This window comes from Micromonospora sp. NPDC049799, from assembly GCF_040656655.1.
Classification (GTDB): Bacteria; Actinomycetota; Actinomycetes; order Mycobacteriales; family Micromonosporaceae; genus Micromonospora.
In genome coordinates this window covers 1-6,248 of the sequence record NZ_JBFAMU010000290.1, presented here as the reverse complement: position 1 = coordinate 6,248, position 6,248 = coordinate 1, and the positions used below count along the sequence as shown (strand labels likewise).

The following is a 6,248-nucleotide window of genomic DNA, read 5'->3' as shown; positions in this document are numbered from 1 at the left end:
CGGTGGCGGGGCCGGCGAAGATGCCACCGGCGAAGGCGATACCAGCGATACCGAGAACGCTCTTACGCATGATCGTGTTCATGGGGAAGCTCCTTCGGGGGTCAGCACCCTGAGCCGAGGGGGGGATCGGCGTGTGGGGGTGCGAGGCGCCATCAGGGCGCTCAGGAAGTTCGGGGGATTCGGCACACGCTCATCGAGCAGGGGGATGCTCGGTCCGCGGTGCCAGGAGGATGTAACGACCGACTGCCCGTGGTCATTCCGGGGCCGGGGGACCCGTCGGGCGGCCAGGGGTCCTGCGATCGTCGGGGGATTCAACGACCGGCCGGCCACCCACATTCCGGGGCGGGGCGACCCGCGCCTGAGGGGCTGTGCGTTCTGCTCGATCGTCCAGGTGATGTAACGACCCCCGGCCGGCCACGATTCCGCCGCCGGGGATACCCCCAGCCACACCCCCGAACCGGACACCACGCCACAGACCACCCGCACCGCAGCCGCCGGACGGCCGTAACGGCGACAACTTCGGGGAAGATGTCCCCTCCCCCGTGCCGCAGGCCGCAACTTCCCCGAAGTTGCCGTCCTTTCAGCGCCGGCACCGGGGCGGGGCGGGGCGGTGGGCGACCGGGGCGGGGCGTCAGGGGGGCGTCAGGGGGATGGTGGGGGTAGGCGGGTGCGCACCTTTGTCACGCATTCGTCCAGGACGGTGCGGGCGTCCAGTCCGAGGCTCTCGATGGCGACCAGGGCGGTGAACGCGACGTCGGCGAGTTCCGCCGCGACGTCCTCGCGGCTGTGCATGACCCCCTTGCGCGGGTTCTGCCCCACCATGCCGATCCAGGCGCCCGCCACCTCGCCCGCCTCCTCGCTCAGCTTGAGGATGCGGCAGGTCAGCTCGGCCTGCCCGGTGCCGTTGGCGTCGTCCAGCCAGGCCCGCGAGGCACGGGCGGCGGCCCAGATCGTCTCGTCCACGCCGACACAGTAGAGCCGGTCGGTGAACCGGACGGGGGTCGCGGGCCGTACCCGGGGGCGGCTCGGCGCACGTACGCCGACGCGGGCGGCAACGGGGCCGCCGGGGACCGAAGGGACGTGTCGGTGATGCCGGAGACCGTGGAGACGGTGTTCGCGAGCGTGGTGGCCCGCAACCCGGGCGAGCCGGAGTTCCACCAGGCGGTGCGGGAGGTGCTGGAGAGCATCGGCCCGGCCCTGGCCCGGCACCCGGAGTACGCGGAGGCCCGGATCGTCGAGCGGATCTGCGAGCCGGAGCGGCAGCTCATCTTCCGGGTGCCGTGGGAGGACGACCACGGCCGGGTGCGGGTGAACCGGGGTTTCCGCGTGGAGTTCAACAGCGCTCTCGGCCCGTTCAAGGGTGGCCTGCGTTTCCACCCGTCGGTGTACCTGGGGATCGTCAAGTTCCTCGGCTTCGAGCAGATCTTCAAGAACGCCCTGACCGGGCTGCCGATCGGCGGGGGGAAGGGCGGCGCGGACTTCGACCCCAAGGGTCGCTCGGACCGCGAGGTGATGCGGTTCTGCCAGAGCTTCATGACCGAGCTGTACCGGCACATCGGGGCGGAGACCGACGTGCCGGCCGGCGACATCGGGGTGGGCGGACGGGAGATCGGCTACCTGTTCGGGCAGTACAAGCGGATCACCAACCGGTACGAGTCGGGAGTGCTCACCGGCAAGGGCCTGGGCTACGGGGGTGCGCAGGTACGCCGGGAGGCGACCGGGTACGGGGCGGTGTTCTTCGCCGAGGAGATGTTGCGGCAGACCGGGGACGGCCTGGACGGCAAGCGGGTGGTGGTGTCCGGCTCGGGCAACGTGGCGATCTACGCGATCGAGAAGGTGCATCAGCTCGGCGGCACGGTGGTGGCCTGTTCGGACTCGGCCGGGTACGTGCTGGACGAGAAGGGCATCGACCTGGAGCTGCTGCGCGAGCTGAAGGAGCAGCGGCGCGCCCGCCTCGACGACTACGTACGCCACGTGCCGCACGCGGTGGCGGTCTCCGGTCGTACCGTCTGGGAGGTGCCGTGCGACCTGGCGCTGCCGTGCGCGACGCAGAACGAGATCGGCGGCGCGGAGGCCGCGGCGCTCGTGGCCGGCGGCTGCGTCGCGGTGGTGGAGGGCGCGAACATGCCGACCACCCCGGAGGCGGTGCGGATCCTCGGCCGGGCCGGGGTGCGGTTCGCGCCGGGCAAGGCGGCCAACGCCGGCGGGGTGGCGGTGAGCGCGCTGGAGATGCAGCAGAACGCCAGCCGTGAATCGTGGACGTTCGCGACGTCGGAGCAGCGGCTGCGGGAGACGATGCGGGACATCCACGCGCGCTGCTGGGCGACCGCCGAGGAGTACGGGCTGCCCGGGGACTACGTCGCGGGGGCGAACATCGACGGATTCCGGCGGGTGGCGGAGGCGATGCTGGCGCACGGCCTGATCTGAGCGGCCGGTCAGGCAGCCATTGACATCGGTGGAACGGCGTGCCTAGTTTCAGGTCCCTACCGGCCGGTAGGCACCCGTCCCGCCCGCCTCACCACCGGGCGACCACCGTCCCAGGGAGAGCGACGATGCCGTCCTCAACCACCCGCATCCTTCGCCGCCTGCTCGGCGCCGGCGTGGCGCTGGCCGTCGCGGTCGGCCTCGCCGGCTCCGCGCCGGCCTCCGCCGCCGGCGACCGCCACTCAGACGGTACGCAGCCACTGCCCGGCTACACCATCAGCAACCCGCCCCTGGCCCCCCTCGTCGTGGGCGGCGCGTCGACCACCGTCCGGCAGGGCGTGCACCGGCACGCCGCGTACATCGTCGAGGTCCCCGCGAACTGGAACGGCGACCTCGTCATGTGGGCGCACGGCTACCGGGGCCAGACCACGGTGCTGTCGCCCGAGGCGCCCGCCTTCGACCTGCGGCAGCGCCTGCTGGAGCAGGGGTACGCCTGGGCGGCCTCCTCGTACACCCGCAACGGCTTCGACATCCGCTCCGGCGTGCTCAGCACGAAGGACCTGGCCGACCACTTCGCCCGGCTCGTGGACCGTCCCCACCGGACGTATTTGGCCGGGGTGTCGATGGGTGGCTACATCATCGGCCGCTCGCTGGAGCAGTACCCGGGCTACTACGACGGCGGCCTGCCGATGTGCGGCGTCCTCGGCGACCACGAACTGCTGGACTTCTTCCTGGACTACAACCTCGCCGCGCAGGCCCTCGCGGGGGTACGCGCGTACCCGACGCCGCCGGACTACCTGACCAACGCGGTGCCCCGGATCCAGGTGGCGCTGGGCCTGACCGGGATCAGCCCGACGAACCCCGCCATCGTCAACGACCGGGGGCGGCAGTTGCGCGACATCACCGTCAACCGCTCCGGCGGGCCGCGCCCGGGCGCCGACGCGTCCTTCGCGATCTGGAAGGACTTCCTCTTCGGGATCAGCGTCACCAACGGGGGCGACTCCCCCGCCGAGCGCCCGGGGCAGCTCGCCACGAACCTGTTCACCCGCTACAGCCCGAACTCGCCGGTCGACGTGAACGCCACGGTGCAGCGGGTGGCCCCGGAGAACCTGTGGCAGCGGCTCTCGCCGACGCTGACCGAGGTGCCGCGGATCGCCGGCCGCCCGACCGCCCCGGTGGTCAGCCTGCACAACCTCGGTGACCTGTTCGTGCCCTTCTCGATGGAGCAGGCGTACGCACGGGACGTCGCGAAGCACGGCCGCAGCCGGCTGGTCGTGCAGCGGGCGATCCGCGCGGCGCAGCACTGCGAGTTCACCCCGACGGAGGCCGGCACCGCCTGGGACGACCTGGTCTCCTGGGTACGCCAGGGCAAGCGGCCGGCCGGCGACACGGTGACCGACCCGGCGGTGGTGGCCGCGCCGGACTACGGCTGCCGGTTCACCGACCGGGCGGCGTACGCGGCCGGCGTGGGCACCCGCCGCCTCTACGGGGCCTGCTGATCCGGGTCCCCGACACGAACGGCGGCGCCCGCCGGAGTGATCCGACGGGCGCCGTCTGTTCGCGTCCGGGCCCTGCCCGGAGCGGGGTCAGGTCAGTGGGCGGCCCCGCCACCGAACCGGTGCCGCCGGCGCCAGGCCAGGCTCAGCAGCAGCATCACCGCGCCGGCACCGACCAGGCCGCCACCGACCTTCATCGGCGTGCCCAGGCTGTCACCCGTGACGGGCAGCGCGGGCTGCTTCTTGCGCAGCACGCGCAGCGAGGCGGTGTCACTGCGCCGGGACTCCTGACCCACCGCGCTCAGGATGAATCGGCCCGTCACCGAGGGCTTGTACTCCTCGACGCGGAAGTCCCCGTTCCCGTCGGTGACCGCCTCGATGGTGCGCTCGACCGTGCCGGGCTGCGCGGCGACCGTGGTCATCGCCACGGCGGACCCGTCGCTCCGCCGGGCGTTCTGCGCGCCCGCCGCCAGCGGCGTGTAGGAGACGGTGATCACGACCCGCTCGTTCGGCCCGAAGTTGTCCCCGATGATGTCCACCGTGTCACCGAAGAAGATCGTCGGATCGCTGACGGTCAGCCTCGCGGCGCCGGTTCCGGGTGGGTAGACCGGCGGCTGCGGTGTTGCGGTGGTGGTCGGCGGCGGCTGTTGCGGCTGGGCCGCCCCCGCCGCGGTCGGTACGGCCACCACGGCCAGACCGACCGTGAGCGCCATGATGATGCGGGATAGCCGCATGATTGGTTCCCTCCTACTGGTCACAGCTTGGTGCGGTAACAACTTGGGTGGTCCACGGGGTGGCGGTGGGGGTCAGCCACAGCTCGGCCGAGCCGCTGCCGGTGCTCGCCGTCAGCACGGTCGTCTCCAACGTGCGGGTGGCGCCGGGTCCGACGTCGACGTTCGTGGTCACGGTGTGCCGGTTCCGCTCGCTGTCGGCACCGACGGCCACCTCGACCCCGTCCAGGCGGGTACCGAGAACGGCCCCGCCGGCCGGGCTGTGCACGGACACCAGCGTCCGCACGGTGTACGGGTCGCCCGCCAGGCCGAGGCCGAGGACGGACGTGCTGAGTCCGGACTTCGGCGCCGACGAGTGCAGGGTGACCCGCAGCCGCAGTTCACGCCGGCCGTCCGACCGGCACTCGCCCACGGTGAGGGTGGCCGTGGGCCGGAGGTAGTAGCCGAGCTTCGCGCCGCTGCCGTCGTTGAGGAACACGCCGACCGTCGGCACGGTGTCCTTCTCCGGAAGCACGCCGGCCATCCGGCTGTCGCCGAACATCCGCTGTTCCTCCGGTCGGGCACTCCAGAACAATATCCGGCGTTCCTGGACAGCACGGTCGAATGCGGACATTAAGCCACGGGGACTGACATTCTTCTTAAAAAGGGTGTCGAAGACCGCGGCGCCCGCCGTCGCGAAGAACTGATCCTGCTGGCGGGTGTCCAAGCGCTGGTACGCGTCACTGAGCAGGGTGCGCACCACGGTGTCGGTGGCCAGCGGGACGCCGTCCGGCACGAGCACCGGCCCGGTGGCCTTCAACAGGTACGACAGCACCACCGGATCGACCGCGAGCACCCCGTCGACGACCGTGCCGGTCCGGCGCCGGAACATCTCCCGGTACAGCGCGGCGGCGGTCGGGAAGTGCGGGGTCAGGTTGACGTCGGCCGGATACATGCCCGGCAGGTCACCCCACGCCGCGCGCACCTCGGGAGGCACGGCGAGCGGCGGCGTGAAGCGGGTCAGCTCGGCGCTCGACCCCTGGCGCCCCATCCGGACCCGGCCCGCGTCGGCGTGCAGGACCGCGTACGCGCCGATCATGCCCCCGGTGGCCCGCAACTCGGCGGGGTTCTGGGAGACGAGAAGGTAGCTGCGGGGACCGTCCACACCGAGCAGGGGCGGGAGGAGCCGGGCCGCCTGGTCCGCCGCGGCGGTCAGACCGGCCAGCCGGTCGATCTCCGTCCGCAAATCGGTCAGTGCCTGTGCCACCTGGCTGACCAGCCCACCGGTGGGCACCGCGGCGAGGTCCCGCCGGGTGGCCTGCACGGCGTCGTCGACCGTGGCCATTTCCGTCGAGACGGTCCGCAGGCGGCCGACGTCCAGGCGCCCGGCACTGGGCAGCAGACTGCTCAGGTCGGTCCGCAGCAGCGCCGGGAACGCCTGCCGGGACAGGTCGTCGATCGCCACCGCGATCTGTCGTACGGCGGCGAGGTTGTCCCCGGCGAACGGCGTCTGCCGGCCGAGCCACCAGCCCGGGTCCCCGGTCGCCGCCCGGGCCGCCGCCGCCTGCTCCTGGAGCGCGGCGAGGGTCCGCTGGGCGCGGTCGGTGTCACCGCTCAC

Annotated in this window: 5 protein-coding genes; 2 read left to right on the top strand and 3 right to left on the bottom strand. The window is 72.5% G+C overall.

Going from position 1 to position 6,248, the window contains the following annotated elements:
* Window positions 1-642 precede the first annotated feature (642 nt).
* Window positions 643-963, bottom strand: coding sequence for a MazG-like family protein (locus tag AB0I76_RS20110; protein WP_357037473.1), 321 nt, complete (start codon window positions 961-963; stop codon window positions 643-645).
* Window positions 964-1,089: 126 nt separating this feature from the next.
* Between AB0I76_RS20110 and gdhA the strand changes: the two genes are divergently transcribed.
* The gene (gene gdhA / locus AB0I76_RS20105) at window positions 1,090-2,427 is read left to right on the top strand and encodes an NADP-specific glutamate dehydrogenase (protein WP_357037470.1); all 1,338 of its coding nucleotides are present in this window, start codon (window positions 1,090-1,092) and stop codon (window positions 2,425-2,427) included.
* Window positions 2,428-2,552: 125 nt separating this feature from the next.
* Window positions 2,553-3,923 carry a hypothetical protein gene (locus tag AB0I76_RS20100; protein WP_357037467.1) on the top strand — a complete coding sequence of 457 codons (1,371 nt, stop codon included), beginning with the start codon at window positions 2,553-2,555 and terminating at the stop codon, window positions 3,921-3,923.
* Window positions 3,924-4,015: 92 nt separating this feature from the next.
* On the opposite strand, the gene AB0I76_RS20095 is transcribed toward AB0I76_RS20100, so the two are convergent.
* Complete coding sequence (locus AB0I76_RS20095; RefSeq protein ID WP_357037464.1) at window positions 4,016-4,654, bottom strand: hypothetical protein; 639 nt, start codon at window positions 4,652-4,654, stop codon at window positions 4,016-4,018.
* Between the two features lie 13 nt (window positions 4,655-4,667).
* A partial coding sequence (locus AB0I76_RS20090) for a DUF4012 domain-containing protein (protein WP_357037461.1) occupies window positions 4,668-6,248 on the bottom strand: 1,581 nt, incomplete at its 5' end.

Coding starts and splice junctions, on each gene's coding strand:
- gdhA (WP_357037470.1), top strand. CDS start 1,090: ATGCCGGAGACCGTGGAGACGGTGTTCGCGAGCGTGGTGGCCCGCAAC.
- AB0I76_RS20100 (WP_357037467.1), top strand. CDS start 2,553: ATGCCGTCCTCAACCACCCGCATCCTTCGCCGCCTGCTCGGCGCCGGC.
- AB0I76_RS20095 (WP_357037464.1), bottom strand. CDS start 4,654: ATGCGGCTATCCCGCATCATCATGGCGCTCACGGTCGGTCTGGCCGTG.